Genomic DNA, 14516 nt, shown 5'->3' on the forward strand with positions numbered 1-14516 from the left:
ATGACAGTAATTGATTGGGGGCGATGCATCGTTTATGATGGAAGTGGAAAGGCGAGGTGAGAACAGTGATTTGCATTAACAATCATTGTTACGAACTGGTGGAAAATGTGAAAAACGCCTTTAATGAAGAAGCCTTTCGCGCCCGATATGCGGACATTTTGGCGAAGTACGACTACATTGTCGGGGATTGGGGATACAACCAGCTCCGGTTGCGCGGGTTTTTTGACGACCATAACCAAAAAGCGACGTACGATACGAAAATCAGCACGTTGTCCGAATATTTGTATGAATATTGCAACTTCGGCTGCGCGTATTTTGTGCTGCGCAAGGTGAAACGATAACCGCGCCAGTGGACCGCGGCGCGGGAGAAGAGGCGGGAGCAAGAAACCGCTGTGCGGCGAAGGGCTCGCAAGGCGGGAAGACGACTCGCGGACAGACAAAAGACGGCGCGACATTCCTCATCGCTGCCGCATGGCGAGACGGCAAACGCGGCAGCCGCCATAGGCTGGGCGGCTGCTCCGTTTCTTTCGCTGTCCTGCTGAATGTCAAGGCTGCTCTTCCGTTTCATTGTACGGAAACTGTTCGCTCTGATGCGGATCGTCGTGCGGCGGGTGGGCGGCTGGGTCGCGCCTTGGAATGTTTTGGTGGAACGATTTAAACTCGTAGTTGAAGGCGCTGTAATGCCGCTGGCCTTCCTTCCAAGGCGTGCTTTTGTTTTCGACCGGCGCGTCGTCGCGGCGCGGCGAGCCGTACGGCCCTTCTGGGAACTCTTCAGCGGTCAAGAAATTGCGCTGTTTCTCGACGACGGAAAAATCGGCGTATGTTTCCCGTTCCGCCATTCGTCTCACCTTCCTTCGTTCGTGGGCTGTTTCATAAGATGCCCGAAACCGAGGAAGGTTATGAGAGATACTCCTCCAAAAAGGCGCGCAAATCGTTGGCATCTTGTTCATGAAGCTGGTAAGCGTGCTCGATATAGCCTGGCTCCTCCAAATCGTCGCGCCCGAGAATGGCAAAGCGGTTGCTTTGCAAGTCGAGCACGAGCCACTTCCCGTAAAAACGATCCGTTTCGATGAGCGCCAAATCAAACCGCTGCCGCTCGCCGACAAAGCTGACGAAGCGGACGGCCGCATCGACGGTGTCGTCGTATAAATAAAACCGTTCACCCATCATTTGAGCCCCTCCTGTTTTTTCGTCTATGTCCATCATAGCAGACAGGCGGCGAAAACGGGAGACAGCAAATCGCACAAAGGAACGAGGAGGGATGACGGATGTATTTTGTCGATCGCAAAAAACTGGAAGAAACGCTCAGCTACATGGAACAAATGCTGGACCGTTACAAGGCCGAGGAGCGATGGGACGAGCCGCTTCGGCAATTGGCGCTCGAACGGATCGCTCATATCGTCATCGAGGCGGTGTTGGACGTCGGCAACGCCATGATCGACGGGTTTATTATGCGCGACCCGGGCAGCTATAACGACATCATCGATATTTTGGCTGACGAACAGGTGATCTCGCCGGCGGATGCTGACCGATTGAAAGCGTTCATTGCCCATCGGAAAATGCTTGTGCACGAATATGCGCGCGTCGATCACGCGAAATTGCTCGCCGATCTGAACGAACATTTGCCGGCGCTGGAGGCGTATCCGAAGGCGGTGCGCGCTTACCTTGAAAACGAGCTCGGCCCGGTGTCGGCGTTTCGCAATTGATGGCGGGAAAGGAGAGCAAATGCATTGAAACGATACAACGGCTACCTCATCGATTTGGACGGGACGATGTACCGCGGCACCGAATGCATCGCTGAGGCGCGTACGTTTGTCAACGAGCTGCACCGCCGTGGCATTCCGTATTTGTTTGTCACGAACAATTCGTCGCGCACACCGGCGCAAGTGGCGGAAAAATTGCGTTCGTTCGGCGTGCCGGCCGAGGAGAAGCATGTGTTTACGACAAGCCAGGCGACGGCGAATTACATTTTTGAAAAAAAACCGGATGCTTCCGTGTATGTGATCGGTGAAGAAGGGCTCCAAACCGCCTTGGCGGACAAAGGATTCCGTTTGGCCGGCGAAGATGCGGATGTCGTCGTCATCGGGATTGACCGGCAAATTACATACGAAAAGTTCGCTGTCGCTTGTCTCGCTGTCCGAAATGGAGCGATGTTCATCTCAACCAACGGCGACATCGCCTTGCCGACGGAGCGGGGGCTGCTTCCGGGCAACGGGGCGCTGACGTCGGTCGTCGCTGTATCGACGCAGGTGAAGCCGACATTTATCGGCAAGCCGGAAAAAATCATTATGGAGCAGGCGCTCAAAGTGCTTGGCGTCCCGAAGGAGGACGTGCTGATGATCGGCGACTATTATGAAACCGACATTTTAGCCGGCATGAACGCTGGCATTGATACGCTTTTAGTCCATACGGGCGTTACGACAAAAGAAATGCTCGCCCGCTACGAACGGATGCCGACGTATACGGCTGATTCACTTTTGGAATGGCTTGACCGCTTGTAAACAACGCCGCTTTGCCAAAAAAGGCAAGGCGGCGTTTCATGTTGCTCGGCGCGGATGGAGGGCGCGCATGGGCGGAGCCGGCGTTACTCCGCATTGGCGGCCCGATGCGCCAGGCGGCTTGACGCCGCTGCGGCGATGGCGCCGACAATGTCGTCCAAAAACGTGTTGCATTTGCCGGTCGATTTATCATTTAAATATTGCAAAATGCCCGGTTTTTGCTTATCGATATATCCGTAGTTCGTAAACCCGATCGATCCGTACACATTGACGATTGACAGCGCCAAAATTTCGTCGACGCCATACAGCCCTTCATCGCGGCGGATGATCGACTGCAGCGGTTCATCGAGCCGACCGTCTTCGGCGAGTTTATCCAATTGGATGCCGGTTAGAATCGCATTTTGCACTTCGCGTTTCGAAATGACGCGGTTGACGTTTTCGATGCACTCCTCCATCGTTAAATCGGGATGATATTTTGATTGCAAGTAATAAACGAGCTCCGCAATTTTTTCCACGGTCACCCCCCGTTCCTCAAGCCAGCGCCGAGCCGTTTGTTCCAGATTGTTCATAATGAATTCGCTCATGAACTTCACCTGTTTCTTTTAGAAAGTCGTTTTCTATATATATGTATCATGTCATAAATAAGTCCGTCATATAAAGAAAAATGCTCATCGGCTTTTTTGGCGCCCGCTGTCATATATAAAAAGTAGCCCTCTTTTTCCGCGGCCATGCGTTGGCTGATCAACATAGGCGCGTGAATGGGGCCGTTTCATGCTGGAGCGGAGGCGGAATCGGCTCATTGATGGGGCGGCGATGAGATGAAGGTGTGGAACGAGCGGAATTGACTGGTTTCGGCAAAAAGGAGGCGCGGCGATGGAAGAATGGGTGCGTGAACAGTATGGCATGCGCGTCGAGAGGTTGGAGCGAAGCGGACGGCATGCGGCCTTTTGGCATCGGCAGGAGCGTTTTTTGCTCGTTCCCGCCGATGGGCAAAGCGAAGCGGAAATGGAAGAGCGCCAGCGAATGAGCCGCTATTTGCGGGCAAAAGGAGTGGACGGCGTCGGAGAACTGGTCAAAACGACGTCCGGAACGTATATCGCTTCCTATAATGGACAGCCGTTGGCGCTCGTTCGCGCTCCGCTTCCGGCGGCTCGCTTTCGTTCGCTCGGAAGGGAATTGGCGGTGATGCATGAATGCGGGAGAACATGTCCATGGCCGATCGTCGCCTGCCGGCGCATCGGCCAATGGCGGGAGCTGTGGGCGAAGCGGATCGATCAAATGGAGGCGTTTTGGTCGAGCAAGCTCGCTTCCGGGCCGTCGTCGCTGTTTGATCGTCTGTTTATCGAATCGTTCCCGTATTATTTAGGCTTGGCGGAAAACGCGGTGCAATACGTGGCGGACACGGAGATTGACGAAGAACCAGGGCGCATCGATTACGCGGCATTTTGCCATGAGCGTCTCCCCGAGGCGAAGTGGGTTGGGGGGATCGAAGCGAAGCTGCCGACCGACTGGGTGTATGACCATTGCGCCCGCGATTTGGCGGAATGGGTGCGCCATTTGTACGAAAAGAGCGGACTTGGCTGTCAGCGGGCGGTGCGGCAGTTTTTTCAAGAGTATGAACATGCGGCGCCGCTGTCGCCGTTTGCTTGGAGACTCGTTTACGCCAGGTTGTTGTTTCCGCTTTCCTATTTTGAATGTGTCGAGGCATATTATATCGCTGTGGATGAGAGCGAACGGACAAGGCGGGAGGGGGAGTTGCGGCGCTTGCTCGATCGATCGCATGAATATGAACGATTTTTGGCCGCGTTTGCCAAGATCGCCGGCATCTCGAACCGCATCCGCCTGCCGGCGGTCGAGTGGCTGCCGCCGGCGTAACGCAGGGAAGACAGCTTCCCGCTTTTTTTTGGCCCAAACGAAAAAACGACCGCTTCCCTGCCGTTAAACCCTAAGGACAACTTCCCGTTTTTTTTCGGCCAAAGTTGTGATAAGATTTAGAAAAAACGATGCGGGAGGCTGCACCATGACGAAGCCGTATGTATTCATTACGCGAAAATTGCCCGAGGACGTGGTCGCGCCGCTTTTGGCCATCGCTGAAGTAGAGATGTGGCCCCATGAAGATATGGCCGTGCCACACGATGTGCTCGTGGAAAAGGCGAAACGGGCGACGGCCATCTTGCCGATGGTGTCTGATCCGATCGATGAAGACGTCTTGTCCGCCGGTTCGGCGCTCCGAGTCGTCGCCAATATGGGCGTCGGCTACGATAACATTGATGTAGCGGCGGCGGCCCATCGAGGCATTCTCGTTTGCAATACACCCGATGTATTGACCGATACGACGGCCGATTTGACGTTTGCGCTTTTATTGGCCACCGCCCGCCGCCTTGTCGAAGCGGCTATGTTTTTGAAAGAAGGGAAATGGAAAAGCTGGAGTCCGTTTTTGCTTGCGGGCGCCGATGTCCATCATAAAACGATCGGCATCGTCGGCATGGGGAACATCGGCCAGGCAGTGGCGAAACGGGCGAAGGGGTTTGACATGAACATTCTGTATTACAACCGCTCCCGCCGTCCGGAGGCGGAAGAGAAGCTTGGCGCCGTCTATCGTCCGTTCGCCGACTTGCTTTCAGAGAGCGATTTTGTCGTCTGCTTGACGCCGCTCACCTCCGAGACGCGCCATTTGTTCAACCGCGAGGCGTTCCGGCAAATGAAGAAGTCCGCGATTTTCATTAACGCGGCGCGCGGAGCGGTCGTCGATGAACAGGCGTTGTATGAGGCGCTGGTCGGCGGGGAGATCGCCGCGGCGGGATTGGATGTATTTGAACACGAGCCGGTCGCGGCCGATCATCCGCTCGTTTCGCTTCCGAACGTCGTCGCCTTGCCGCATATCGGCAGCGCCACGTACGAAACGCGGCGCGCCATGATGACATTGGCGCGCGACAATATCATCGCCGTGCTCGAAGGACGGCCGCCGCTGACGCCTGTGAACCGGATCTCATAAAAATTTTCATTGCCAAATGGCCGATCGTCTTTTATAATGTCTACTATAAAAATACAAATGTCTACTGTACGTAAACAGAAGGGGCGGGAATCATGGAAAAACCAATTTTGGTCGGATTGTTAGGATTAGGAACGGTCGGGAGCGGCGTGGTCAAAATTATTGAAAACCATCAGGAAAAGTTGATGCATCAAGTCGGGTGCCCGGTGAAGGTGAAAAAAATCCTTGTCCGGGATGTACAGAAACCGCGTGATGTCGCCGTTGACCCGTCGCTCCTTACGACGAGTGCGGCTGAGGTGATTGACGATCCAGACATTGATGTCATCATCGAAGTGATGGGCGGCATTGAGGAGACAAAAGAGCTGCTATTGCGGGCGCTGCGCCAAGGGAAGCATGTCGTGACCGCCAATAAAGACTTAATGGCCGTCTACGGGTCGGAGCTGCTTCGGGTGGCGGCGGAATACCGCTGCGATTTGTTTTATGAAGCGAGCGTCGCCGGCGGCATTCCGATTTTGCGCAGCTTGGTTGACGGCTTGGCGTCGGACCGGATTACGAAGCTCATGGGCATTGTGAACGGGACGACGAACTACATTTTGACGAAAATGTCGCAAAACGGCGCTTCCTATGAGGACGTGCTCGCTGAAGCGCAGGCGCTCGGGTTTGCGGAAGCCGATCCGACGTCAGACGTCGAAGGGCTGGATGCGGCGCGGAAAATGGCGATTTTGGCCCGCCTTGGCTTTTCCATGGACATCGACTTGGACGATGTGCAAGTGAAAGGCATCACTCAAGTGACGGAGGAAGACTTGAACTACGGGAAGCGGCTCGGCTACACGATGAAATTGATCGGCATCGCCCAGCGCGACGGGCAGAAGGTCGAGGTGAGCGTCCAGCCGACGTTTTTGCCGGATTCGCATCCGTTGGCGTCCGTGCACAACGAATACAATGCGGTGTACGTATACGGCGAAGCGGTCGGAGAGACGATGTTTTACGGGCCGGGGGCCGGGAGCTTGCCGACGGCGACGGCGGTTGTCTCCGACTTGGTCGCGGTGATGAAAAATATGCGCCTTGGCGTCAACGGCCGCTATGCCGTCGCGCCGCAATATGAAAAGCAGTTGAAGACGCCGGCGGAAATTTTCTCGAAATACTTTTTGCGCATTCATGTCAAAGACCAGGTCGGCGCGTTTGCCAAAATTACGACGCTGTTTTCCGAGCGCGGGGTGAGCTTTGAGAAAATTTTGCAATTGCCGCTGAAAGAGGATGGCCTAGCGGAAATCGTCATCGTTACGCATGACGCCTCACAGCAAGACTACGAAGACATTTTGCAGCAGCTCGGCGATTTGGAAATCGTCGAACGGGTGCAAAGCTCGTATCGAGTGGAAGGAGAGAAACGGTAATGGCATGGAAAGGGCTGCTTGACGCCTACGGCGATTTTTTGCCGCTCTCTGCGGCGACGCCGAGGCTGTCGCTTTGCGAAGGGAATACGCCGCTCATCCCGCTGCCGCGCTTGTCGGAGGAGCTCGGCATTGCGCTCTATGTCAAGGTCGAAGGGGCGAACCCGACCGGTTCGTTTAAAGACCGCGGCATGGTGATGGCGGTGGCCAAGGCGAAAGAGGAAGGAAGCCATACGATCATCTGCGCCTCAACCGGCAATACATCGGCTTCAGCGGCCGCCTACGCGGCGCGCGCCGGCATGCGCTGCCTCGTCGTCGTTCCGAACGGCAAGATCGCCCTCGGCAAGTTGGCGCAAGCCGCCATGTACGGCGCGGAAATTTTTGCGATTGACGGCAACTTTGACGAGGCGCTGAAGATGGTGCGCCGGTTGAGCGAAACGGCGCCGATTACGCTCGTCAACTCGGTCAATCCGTACCGGATCGAAGGGCAAAAAACGGCGGCGTTTGAAGTGTGCGACCAGCTTGGGCGCGCCCCGGACGTGCTCGCCATTCCAGTCGGCAACGCCGGCAACATCACCGCCTATTGGAAAGGGTTTAAGGAGTACCATGAAGCGAAAGGAACGGGCTTGCCGCAAATGCGCGGCTTTGAAGCGGAAGGAGCGGCGGCGATCGTCCGCAACCGGGTGATTGAACAGCCGGAGACGGTGGCGACCGCGATCCGCATCGGCAATCCGGCGAGCTGGGACAAAGCGGTCGAGGCGGCGAGCGAGTCGCGCGGGAAAATTGATGAGGTGAGCGACGCAGAAATTTTGGCCGCCTACAAGCGGCTCGCCCGGACGGAAGGCATTTTTGCCGAACCGGCGTCATGCGCGGCGATCGCCGGGGTGATCAAGCAGCGCGAACGGAACGAAATCGAACGCGGCAGCCTCGTCGTCGCGGTTCTCACTGGCAACGGATTGAAAGACCCGGCCATCGCCTTGGAGACCGCGGCGATCGAACCGATCGTGCTGCCGAACGATGAACAAGTTGTCTTGGAGCATTTGCAAGGGGTTGTCCGGGCATGAAAGAAGACGAGATGTTGAAGATCGTCGTGCCGGGAAGCACGGCGAACCTAGGGCCCGGGTTTGACTCGATCGGGCTAGCGGTCAATCGCTATTTGACGCTTGACGTCCGCTTGGCGGATGCGTGGTCGTTTGCGCCGAAAACGGCGGAAGTGAGCGGCATTCCGCGCGGGACGGACAATTTGGTGTATCAAGTGGCGGCGGAGACGGCGGACGTTTACGGCCGCCGGCTGCCGAGCTGTGCAGTCGATGTGTACAGCGACATTCCGTTTACGCGCGGGCTCGGGAGCAGCGCGGCGGCGGTCGTCGCCGGCATTGAGCTCGCCGACGCGCTGCTTGGGCTTCAGTTGCCGCGCGAGCAAAAGATGGAATTGGCGACCCGATACGAAGGACATCCGGACAATGTCGGCGCCTCGTTGTACGGGGGGCTTGTCATCGGCTGCTGCCGCGAGGCGGGCGTGGATGTCGTCCATATTCCACAATTGGATGTGGAGCTTGTCGCTATTATTCCGGAGTATGAACTAGAAACGAAAAAAGCGCGCGGGCAGCTGCCGGAACAATGGCCGAGAGAGCGGGCGGTCGAGGCGAGCGCCGTCAGCAACGTTCTCGTCGCCGCGTTGCTCACGAAAAACTGGGAGCTTGCCGGCCGGATGATGGCCGCCGATCTGTTCCATCAGCCGTATCGGAGACAGCTCGTTCCGGAACTCGAGCGGGCGGAGGCGCTCGCTCTTGAATACGGAGCGATCGGTGCGGCGCTGAGCGGAGCGGGGCCGACGGTGCTCGTCTTTGCCGAACCGGGCCAAGGAGAGCGGCTCGCGCGCCGGCTGCGCCCGCATTTTCCGACGTGCGAAATCGCGCGTCTTTCCGTCGAGCCGCGCGGCAGCCGCGTCTACAAGCTGGCGCTTGAAGCTTGAACCTTCTTGGGCGCCGGCGCGAACAGAAGTCCGTTCAGCGGCCTGGCCGTTTCGCCGCCGCGCTTGGGAGCGGGCGAAAGATATGACGGTTTTCCTTGCACAATTGGAAGGAAACGAAAACGGAGAAGCGCCCGATCAGGCGGGTTGTGGCTGCCCATCACCAGCCTTCCCGTCGGCTCGCCGCCCCGCTGGCGATAAAAAAATCCGAACAGCGGCCGCTGTTCGGATTTTTCATATTAAAACACTTGTTCCACTTCGACGACGCCCGGCACTTCTTCAAACAAGGCGCGCTCAATTCCGGCTTTGAGCGTAATCGTCGAGCTCGGGCAGCTGCCGCACGCGCCGAGGAGGCGAAGTTTCACGACGCCGTCTTCGACATCGACGAGTTCGCAGTCGCCGCCGTCGCGAAGCAGGAACGGACGCAGTTTATCTAAAACTTCTTGCACTTGTTCTTTGATTTCTTGATCCGTCATTTCCATCGACTCCTTTCCTTAGTTTTTATTATAATCATAGTGACAAAAAAAATCTAATGATAAATTTTGCTTTTGCAAAGGGTGACAACGATGACATTCAAGCCGGTTGAAATTTGTGTGTACGGGGCCGACGTCATTTGCCCGGCATGCGTGCAGCTGCCGTCGTCGAAAGAAACGTACGAGTGGCTCGAGGCCGCGCTGCGCCGCAAGTATCCGGATCAGCCGTTTGTGATGACGTACGTCGACATTTTTGCGCCGCCGGCCGATGACGAGGAGAAGCGGGAGCTCGCGCAGACGATCGTCGAAGAAGATTGGGTGTATCCGGTCGTGGTGATCGAAGGAAACGTCGTCGCCGAAGGCAACCCGCGGCTCAAGGCGATTTGTGCAGAAATGGAAAAATTCGGGTATCAACCGTCGGCGCCGGAAGGGAAAAAGGCGGAATGAACTCCGCCTTTTTCGCCGAATAAGGGCCAGTTGTGCTGTCAGTACCCATGGTGATGCTTGTACATCCACAAAATGCCTGATTTCAACAAACGCGGCACCCGGCCGGTGAGCGGGCGGTCGGCGAGCAAGCCGAAGCCGTGCTTTTTGCCGAGCGAGCCGAGAATGCCTTTTAATTTGATCGGCGGGAATTCGCTCGGTGGTTCTTCGCCGTTCCACCGCTTTTGCAGCACTTGGACGATTTGCTCGGCTTGCGCTTCAGCGAGCTGGGCGCTCGGGGAATGCGGCAGGCTCGCACAGTCGCCGACGACGTAGGCGTTTTCATAGCCGGGGATGTGATGGCGCTTCGTCAGCACCACGCGGCCTTGCTTGTCCTTTTCGACATTCAGTTCGCGGACGACGCGGTTGGGCTGAATGCCGGCCGTCCAGACGATGACGTCGCACTTGACCGGCTCGTCGTGGTTGTACAAGACGCCAGGTTCGACTTTCGTGACGTTGGAGTTGCGGACGATTTCCACCTTGTGTTCAACGAACCATCCTTCCACATAATCGCTCAACCGTTTCGGAAACATCGGCAAAATGCGCTCACCGCGGTCAAACAGCTTGATGTGCAAGTCCGGACGGCTCTCCGCCAGTTCGCTGGCCAGCTCGACGCCGCTCAATCCCGCGCCGACGATGCCGACCGTCGCTTTCGGCGGCAAATTGTTCAGCGCTTCATAGGCGGCGCGCGCCTTATCGATCGACTGGATGCTGTACGTATGCGCCTCGGCGCCCGGCACCCCGTGGTATTTGTCTTCGCAGCCCAATCCGATCACGACATCATCGTAGCGGACGCTGCTCCCATCCTTTAAATGGACGAGCTGCTGGTCGAGATCAATCGAGACGACTTCGCCGAATTGGTACACAAGCTGCGGATGTTCCGGAAACGGGACGCGGATGTGATGGTCGCTGACCGTTCCCGCGGCCAAGGCGTAATATTCCGTTTTTAAACAATGGTACGGAACGCGGTCGATGAGGATAATATGAATGTCGTTTGGCAATTCGTCCGGGAGGAGGCGCTGCAAAATGCGCATATTGCCGTATCCTCCGCCAAGCAATACAAGTTGTCTCATCGTGAAAAATCCCCTTTTGTCGAGTTTCTAAAGCCGACAATGCCATAGAAAAGTATAACGAAATTGTGACAAAAGAACAATCATTTTTCCGCTTCCTCGATCGAACGAGCATGTTCATTGACGCCGCGCCGGAAAACCGCTACGATGGGAAGCAGGAAGGTGAACATGCGCATGATGTTGCCAATCATCGAATTTTGCATCAGCAACTTAGCCAGCGGGTCGTACAAAGCAATGGAAATGTTGGAAAAGGATCCGAACTTGGACATCATTGAATACAGTTGCTTAAGCTATTGCACACGCTGCGCGGAAACGCTGTTTGCGCTCGTCAACGGCGAGTTTGTCAGCGGCGAAACGCCTGAGCAGCTCGTGGAAAATATTTATCGGCATCTCGAGGAAAACCCAATGTTTTAACGAAAAAAGGAGGATGTCCGCGATGCGGCATCCTCTTCAATGTATAATGAAAAAACGGGGGATATTCCCATTGTGCCCAGGAGATGCCGCCATTATACATGCGAAGCGCAAAAAATGTTCAGGAGGGAGTCATGTGCGTTCTTTTTCGTTTACGAAAATGCATGGATTGGGTAATAGCTACATATACGTTGATCTGTTCCGGGAAACATTGCCCGAGGAGGAGCTGCCGGCGATCGCCCGCAGCGTCGCCGATGTCCACACAGGCATCGGCTCCGATGGCTTGATTCTCATTTGTCCATCGGAGAAAGCGCCAGTCAAAATGCGCATTTTTAACAGCGATGGCTCGGAAGGGAAAAACTGCGGCAACGGCTTGCGCTGCGTGGCGAAATACGCGTACGAGCACGGCATCGTCAGCGACCGCACCTTTTTGATTGAAACGCTCTCCGGGCTTGTCGAAGCCCGTGTTGCAGTAGCAGATGGCGAAGTGACAAGCGTGACGGTCGATATGGGCGAGCCGCGCCTTGAGCGGAGCGCCATTCCGATGCTTGGTCCGGAAGCGGAGCGGGTCGTCGCCGAGCCGTTTGCCATCGCTGGGGGCGAATATGAAATTACGGCGGTGTCCATGGGCAACCCGCATGTGATCTTTTACGTTGATGACATCCAAAAAGCGCCGGTGACGACGCTTGGCCCGCTCGTGGAAAAGGACCCGCGCTTTCCGGAAGGGGTGAACGTCGAGTTTGTCGAAGTGGTGAACGAGCGCGAGCTTCATTTCCGCGTCTGGGAGCGCGGCTCCGGCGTGACGCAGGCGTGCGGGACCGGAGCGTGCGCGGCGGTCGTCGCTTCCGTGTTAAACGGCAAAACGGCGCGCGGGGAGGAAACGGTCGTCCATTTGGCCGGCGGCGATTTAACGATCGTATGGGGGCACGACGGGCGCGTGCGCATGACCGGTCCGGCGGAGACCGTGTGCACCGGCGTTTATTACTACCGAGGCGGGCGGAACGGTTGAGCATCGAAAGGCAAAGACGGTATACTATGAAGTAAGATCGGAATCATTCAAGGGATTCGCCCCATCTGAGCCGTCGGGTGAAAGCGGGCGAACCTGTCGAAAAACGGCCAAGCTGTTTGGCCAGTGTCAACCGTTAAAGGAGGGATCATGGATGGCAGAGGCAGTTATTACGCTGACAGAAGCGGCAGCGTTTCAAATCAAAGATATGATGAAAGAGCAGGAAGAAGAGGGCGCGTACTTGCGCGTCGGCGTCCATGGCGGCGGCTGCAGCGGGTTGTCGTACGGCATGGGCTTTGACCATGAGCGGCGTGAGGATGACATCGAATTTGAGCAGCACGGCATCAAAATTTTGGTGGACCGCGACAGCGCGCCGATTTTGCGCGGAACGGTCATCGACTATAAACAGTCGCTGCTTGGCGGCGGGTTTACGATCAACAATCCGAACGCCATTGCGACATGCGGCTGCGGCTCCTCGTTCCGCACAGCGACCAATGCCGGCACGCCGGAGCAATGCTAAGCAGGCGGGATGACGTCCATCTGCCTGGCAGAGGAAAACGGCCTGCCTTGCCGTGACGTCGGGCTCTTGAGAAGGCCGGTTTTCGCCGCACGGCCGGTTGAAAACGCGGGCGTGTACCGACTGGCGAAATGTTGGAAGGGTGGTCTTTCCCTCACGAAATTGGGGAAAACGGCCGCGCTCCAACATCGGCCTTTTCGGGAGCGCCAAAGGAGGAGAAACGATGAAAGGACAAATCAATGTCATCTTGGCGCTTGTCTTGGCGCTCATTGTGGCGCTGCTGGCGGTGGCGAATGTCGAGCAGGTGACGATCCATTATTTAGTCGGCGAAACCCGCTTGCCGCTCATTATCGTCATTTTAGGTTCGGCCGTCCTTGGCGGCCTTGTCGTCGGCATGCTCGGATGGGTGCGTTTGTTCAGCCTGCGCCGGCAGGTGAAGCTGCTCGAGAGAGAGCGGGAGGAATGGACGAAAAACAAGGCTGGGAATACTGATGGCGAGTCGGTTTCGCTGGAGCGAGAGGGATGAGGCATGAGTATGGCGCCCCCAACAAAGAGGGGCGCCTTTTGCTTGAAAAACGGGTGTGGACGGGGCGGGCTATATGAATGGCTCCAATCAGTCGGGATGCGGCGTTAAGGCGAAATGCCGAGCGCCCCTTCGCTTCCGCTTGTTTTCCCGACGGAGCGCCATTAAAACAGCGATGTCGAGTGCGCCGGCTGCATCCGCGCCGTCGGGTCGATGTACGTTTTGGCGCTGCTGATGGCGATCGGCGCTTCGCCAAAGCCGCAGGCGATCAGCTTGATTTTCCCGTCGTACGTGCAAATGTCGCCCGCCGCATACACGCCGGGGATGTTCGTTTCCATCCGCGAGTTGACTTTGATCGCATTTTTTTCGATGTCAAGCCCCCAGTTTTTGATGGGGCCAAGCGAAGAAATAAAGCCGTAGTTGACAATGACGGCGTCGACATCGATCGTTTCTTTCGTTCCTTCTTTCACATGCTCGAGGATGACTTGGCGGATGGCGTGTTCATCGCCGACGAGTTCAACGGGCACAAACGGCGTTTTCACTTGCACGCTGGACTTCTTGAGCTGCTCGACGCTATGTTCATGGGCGCGGAATTTGTCGCGGCGATGCACAATCGTGACGCTTTGGGCGATCGGTTCGAGCATGAGCGACCAGTCAACAGCCGAGTCGCCGCCGCCGCAGACGAGCACGCGCTTTCCGGAAAACTGCCCCAAGTCGTTGATGAAGTAATGTAAGTTTTTTCCTTCATAGCGGGAAGCGCTTTCGATTTCGAGCCGACGCGGCTGAAAGGCGCCGTTTCCGGCGGTGATGATGACCGTTTTCGAATAATGGATTTGTTGATTGGTGACGAGTTTAAACGTTCCGTCCTCCTGCTTTTCGAGCGTGTCGACCGACTCGTTCAGGCAGACGGTCGGCGAAAATAGGTCCATCTGCTCTTTCAGCTGGTTGACAAGCTCTTGGGCGCGCACTTTCGGAAATCCGGCGACATCATATATGTATTTTTCCGGATATAACGCGGCCAGCTGCCCTCCAAGCTGCGGAAGGCTTTCGATAATTTTGACTTTCATTTGCCGCAAGCCGCCGTAAAACGCGGCAAACATCCCGGTCGGCCCGCCGCCGATGATCGTGACGTCATACATCGTGCGATCTTCTTTCATCAACATCCCTCCCTGCATGAAAT

General features: G+C 56.4%; 19 protein-coding genes. 13 read left to right on the forward strand and 6 right to left on the reverse strand.

The genetic code is table 11. The features are described from left to right. Positions 1-65: 65 nt before the first annotated feature. Positions 66-341 (forward strand): YutD family protein, encoded by a 276-nt coding sequence (locus CWI35_RS13165; RefSeq protein WP_013144326.1) that lies wholly within the window; start codon positions 66-68, stop codon positions 339-341. 204 nt (positions 342-545) lie between these two features. Here the strand turns inward: CWI35_RS13165 and CWI35_RS13170 are convergent, their stop codons facing one another. Together CWI35_RS13170 and CWI35_RS13175 are read right to left on the reverse strand one after the other, a co-directional pair. Beyond that, positions 546-839 carry a hypothetical protein gene (locus CWI35_RS13170; protein WP_011232441.1) on the reverse strand — a complete coding sequence of 98 codons (294 nt, stop codon included), beginning with the start codon at positions 837-839 and terminating at the stop codon, positions 546-548. Between the two features lie 58 nt (positions 840-897). Continuing rightward, complete coding sequence (locus CWI35_RS13175) at positions 898-1170, reverse strand: DUF3055 domain-containing protein (RefSeq protein WP_205536306.1); 273 nt, start codon at positions 1168-1170, stop codon at positions 898-900. A 98-nt stretch (positions 1171-1268) separates the two neighbouring features. On the opposite strand from CWI35_RS13175, the gene hepT reads away from it, so the two are divergent. Both hepT and CWI35_RS13185 read left to right on the forward strand, forming a co-directional pair. After that, positions 1269-1706, forward strand: coding sequence for a type VII toxin-antitoxin system HepT family RNase toxin (gene hepT, locus CWI35_RS13180; protein WP_011232439.1), 438 nt, complete (start codon positions 1269-1271; stop codon positions 1704-1706). 24 nt (positions 1707-1730) lie between these two features. Further along, positions 1731-2501, forward strand: a complete 771-nt coding sequence (locus tag CWI35_RS13185; protein ID WP_011232438.1) for a TIGR01457 family HAD-type hydrolase — start codon at positions 1731-1733, stop codon at positions 2499-2501. Between the two features lie 83 nt (positions 2502-2584). Here CWI35_RS13185 and CWI35_RS13190 read toward each other — a convergent pair whose 3' ends face one another. Continuing rightward, entirely contained in the window at positions 2585-3082 is a 498-nt protein-coding gene (locus CWI35_RS13190; protein ID WP_011232437.1) for a phosphatidylglycerophosphatase A family protein, read from the reverse strand. Positions 3083-3371: 289 nt separating this feature from the next. Between CWI35_RS13190 and yutH the strand changes: the two genes are divergently transcribed. From yutH to thrB, 5 genes are all read left to right on the forward strand, one after another. Then, on the forward strand, positions 3372-4373 hold the full coding sequence (yutH, locus tag CWI35_RS13195) for a spore coat putative kinase YutH (RefSeq protein ID WP_014196663.1): 1002 nt from the start codon (positions 3372-3374) through the stop codon (positions 4371-4373). A 145-nt stretch (positions 4374-4518) separates the two neighbouring features. Then, entirely contained in the window at positions 4519-5493 is a 975-nt protein-coding gene (locus CWI35_RS13200) for a 2-hydroxyacid dehydrogenase (RefSeq protein WP_011232435.1), read from the forward strand. 92 nt (positions 5494-5585) lie between these two features. Further along, positions 5586-6884 carry a homoserine dehydrogenase gene (locus CWI35_RS13205; RefSeq protein ID WP_011232434.1) on the forward strand — a complete coding sequence of 433 codons (1299 nt, stop codon included), beginning with the start codon at positions 5586-5588 and terminating at the stop codon, positions 6882-6884. Next, the gene (gene thrC, locus CWI35_RS13210; protein ID WP_011232433.1) at positions 6884-7945 is read left to right on the forward strand and encodes a threonine synthase; all 1062 of its coding nucleotides are present in this window, start codon (positions 6884-6886) and stop codon (positions 7943-7945) included. The genes CWI35_RS13205 and thrC overlap by 1 nt, the downstream gene beginning before the upstream one ends. Next, positions 7942-8856 (forward strand): homoserine kinase, encoded by a 915-nt coding sequence (gene thrB / locus CWI35_RS13215; RefSeq protein WP_014196662.1) that lies wholly within the window; start codon positions 7942-7944, stop codon positions 8854-8856. Before thrC ends, thrB begins: the two co-directional genes overlap by 4 nt. Before the next feature lie 236 nt (positions 8857-9092). On the opposite strand, the gene CWI35_RS13220 is transcribed toward thrB, so the two are convergent. Beyond that, positions 9093-9335 (reverse strand): NifU family protein, encoded by a 243-nt coding sequence (locus CWI35_RS13220; RefSeq protein ID WP_011232431.1) that lies wholly within the window; start codon positions 9333-9335, stop codon positions 9093-9095. Between the two features lie 84 nt (positions 9336-9419). Between CWI35_RS13220 and CWI35_RS13225 the strand changes: the two genes are divergently transcribed. Beyond that, positions 9420-9773 carry a YuzD family protein gene (locus CWI35_RS13225; RefSeq protein ID WP_015375727.1) on the forward strand — a complete coding sequence of 118 codons (354 nt, stop codon included), beginning with the start codon at positions 9420-9422 and terminating at the stop codon, positions 9771-9773. Between the two features lie 38 nt (positions 9774-9811). Here the strand turns inward: CWI35_RS13225 and CWI35_RS13230 are convergent, their stop codons facing one another. Next, entirely contained in the window at positions 9812-10882 is a 1071-nt protein-coding gene (locus tag CWI35_RS13230; RefSeq protein WP_011232429.1) for an NAD(P)/FAD-dependent oxidoreductase, read from the reverse strand. Positions 10883-11053: 171 nt separating this feature from the next. On the opposite strand from CWI35_RS13230, the gene CWI35_RS13235 reads away from it, so the two are divergent. The 4 genes from CWI35_RS13235 (at position 11054) to CWI35_RS13250 (ending at position 13339) form a co-directional block, all read left to right on the forward strand. Further along, the gene (locus tag CWI35_RS13235) at positions 11054-11293 is read left to right on the forward strand and encodes a YuzB family protein (protein ID WP_011232428.1); all 240 of its coding nucleotides are present in this window, start codon (positions 11054-11056) and stop codon (positions 11291-11293) included. Between the two features lie 133 nt (positions 11294-11426). Then, a complete protein-coding gene (dapF, locus tag CWI35_RS13240; RefSeq protein WP_011232427.1) occupies positions 11427-12299 on the forward strand; it encodes a diaminopimelate epimerase in 873 nt (290 codons plus the stop codon). 151 nt (positions 12300-12450) lie between these two features. Continuing rightward, a complete protein-coding gene (locus CWI35_RS13245) occupies positions 12451-12816 on the forward strand; it encodes a HesB/IscA family protein (RefSeq protein WP_011232426.1) in 366 nt (121 codons plus the stop codon). Positions 12817-13036: 220 nt separating this feature from the next. After that, positions 13037-13339 (forward strand): LapA family protein, encoded by a 303-nt coding sequence (locus tag CWI35_RS13250; protein WP_011232425.1) that lies wholly within the window; start codon positions 13037-13039, stop codon positions 13337-13339. 161 nt (positions 13340-13500) lie between these two features. On the opposite strand, the gene CWI35_RS13255 is transcribed toward CWI35_RS13250, so the two are convergent. Further along, the gene (locus CWI35_RS13255) at positions 13501-14499 is read right to left on the reverse strand and encodes an NAD(P)/FAD-dependent oxidoreductase (RefSeq protein WP_205536307.1); all 999 of its coding nucleotides are present in this window, start codon (positions 14497-14499) and stop codon (positions 13501-13503) included. Positions 14500-14516: the final 17 nt, after the last annotated feature.

Source organism: [Bacillus] caldolyticus (assembly GCF_003595605.1).
GTDB classification, from domain to species: Bacteria; Bacillota; Bacilli; order Bacillales; family Anoxybacillaceae; genus Geobacillus; species Geobacillus thermoleovorans.

Coding starts and splice junctions, on each gene's coding strand:
- CWI35_RS13170 (WP_011232441.1), bottom strand. CDS start 839: ATGGCGGAACGGGAAACATACGCCGATTTTTCCGTCGTCGAGAAACAG.
- CWI35_RS13175 (WP_205536306.1), bottom strand. CDS start 1,170: ATGATGGGTGAACGGTTTTATTTATACGACGACACCGTCGATGCGGCC.
- hepT (WP_011232439.1), top strand. CDS start 1,269: ATGTATTTTGTCGATCGCAAAAAACTGGAAGAAACGCTCAGCTACATG.
- CWI35_RS13190 (WP_011232437.1), bottom strand. CDS start 3,082: ATGAGCGAATTCATTATGAACAATCTGGAACAAACGGCTCGGCGCTGG.
- yutH (WP_014196663.1), top strand. CDS start 3,372: ATGGAAGAATGGGTGCGTGAACAGTATGGCATGCGCGTCGAGAGGTTG.
- CWI35_RS13200 (WP_011232435.1), top strand. CDS start 4,519: ATGACGAAGCCGTATGTATTCATTACGCGAAAATTGCCCGAGGACGTG.
- CWI35_RS13205 (WP_011232434.1), top strand. CDS start 5,586: ATGGAAAAACCAATTTTGGTCGGATTGTTAGGATTAGGAACGGTCGGG.
- thrC (WP_011232433.1), top strand. CDS start 6,884: ATGGCATGGAAAGGGCTGCTTGACGCCTACGGCGATTTTTTGCCGCTC.
- thrB (WP_014196662.1), top strand. CDS start 7,942: ATGAAAGAAGACGAGATGTTGAAGATCGTCGTGCCGGGAAGCACGGCG.
- CWI35_RS13220 (WP_011232431.1), bottom strand. CDS start 9,335: ATGGAAATGACGGATCAAGAAATCAAAGAACAAGTGCAAGAAGTTTTA.
- CWI35_RS13225 (WP_015375727.1), top strand. CDS start 9,420: ATGACATTCAAGCCGGTTGAAATTTGTGTGTACGGGGCCGACGTCATT.
- CWI35_RS13230 (WP_011232429.1), bottom strand. CDS start 10,882: ATGAGACAACTTGTATTGCTTGGCGGAGGATACGGCAATATGCGCATT.
- CWI35_RS13235 (WP_011232428.1), top strand. CDS start 11,054: ATGATGTTGCCAATCATCGAATTTTGCATCAGCAACTTAGCCAGCGGG.
- CWI35_RS13245 (WP_011232426.1), top strand. CDS start 12,451: ATGGCAGAGGCAGTTATTACGCTGACAGAAGCGGCAGCGTTTCAAATC.
- CWI35_RS13250 (WP_011232425.1), top strand. CDS start 13,037: ATGAAAGGACAAATCAATGTCATCTTGGCGCTTGTCTTGGCGCTCATT.
- CWI35_RS13255 (WP_205536307.1), bottom strand. CDS start 14,499: ATGTTGATGAAAGAAGATCGCACGATGTATGACGTCACGATCATCGGC.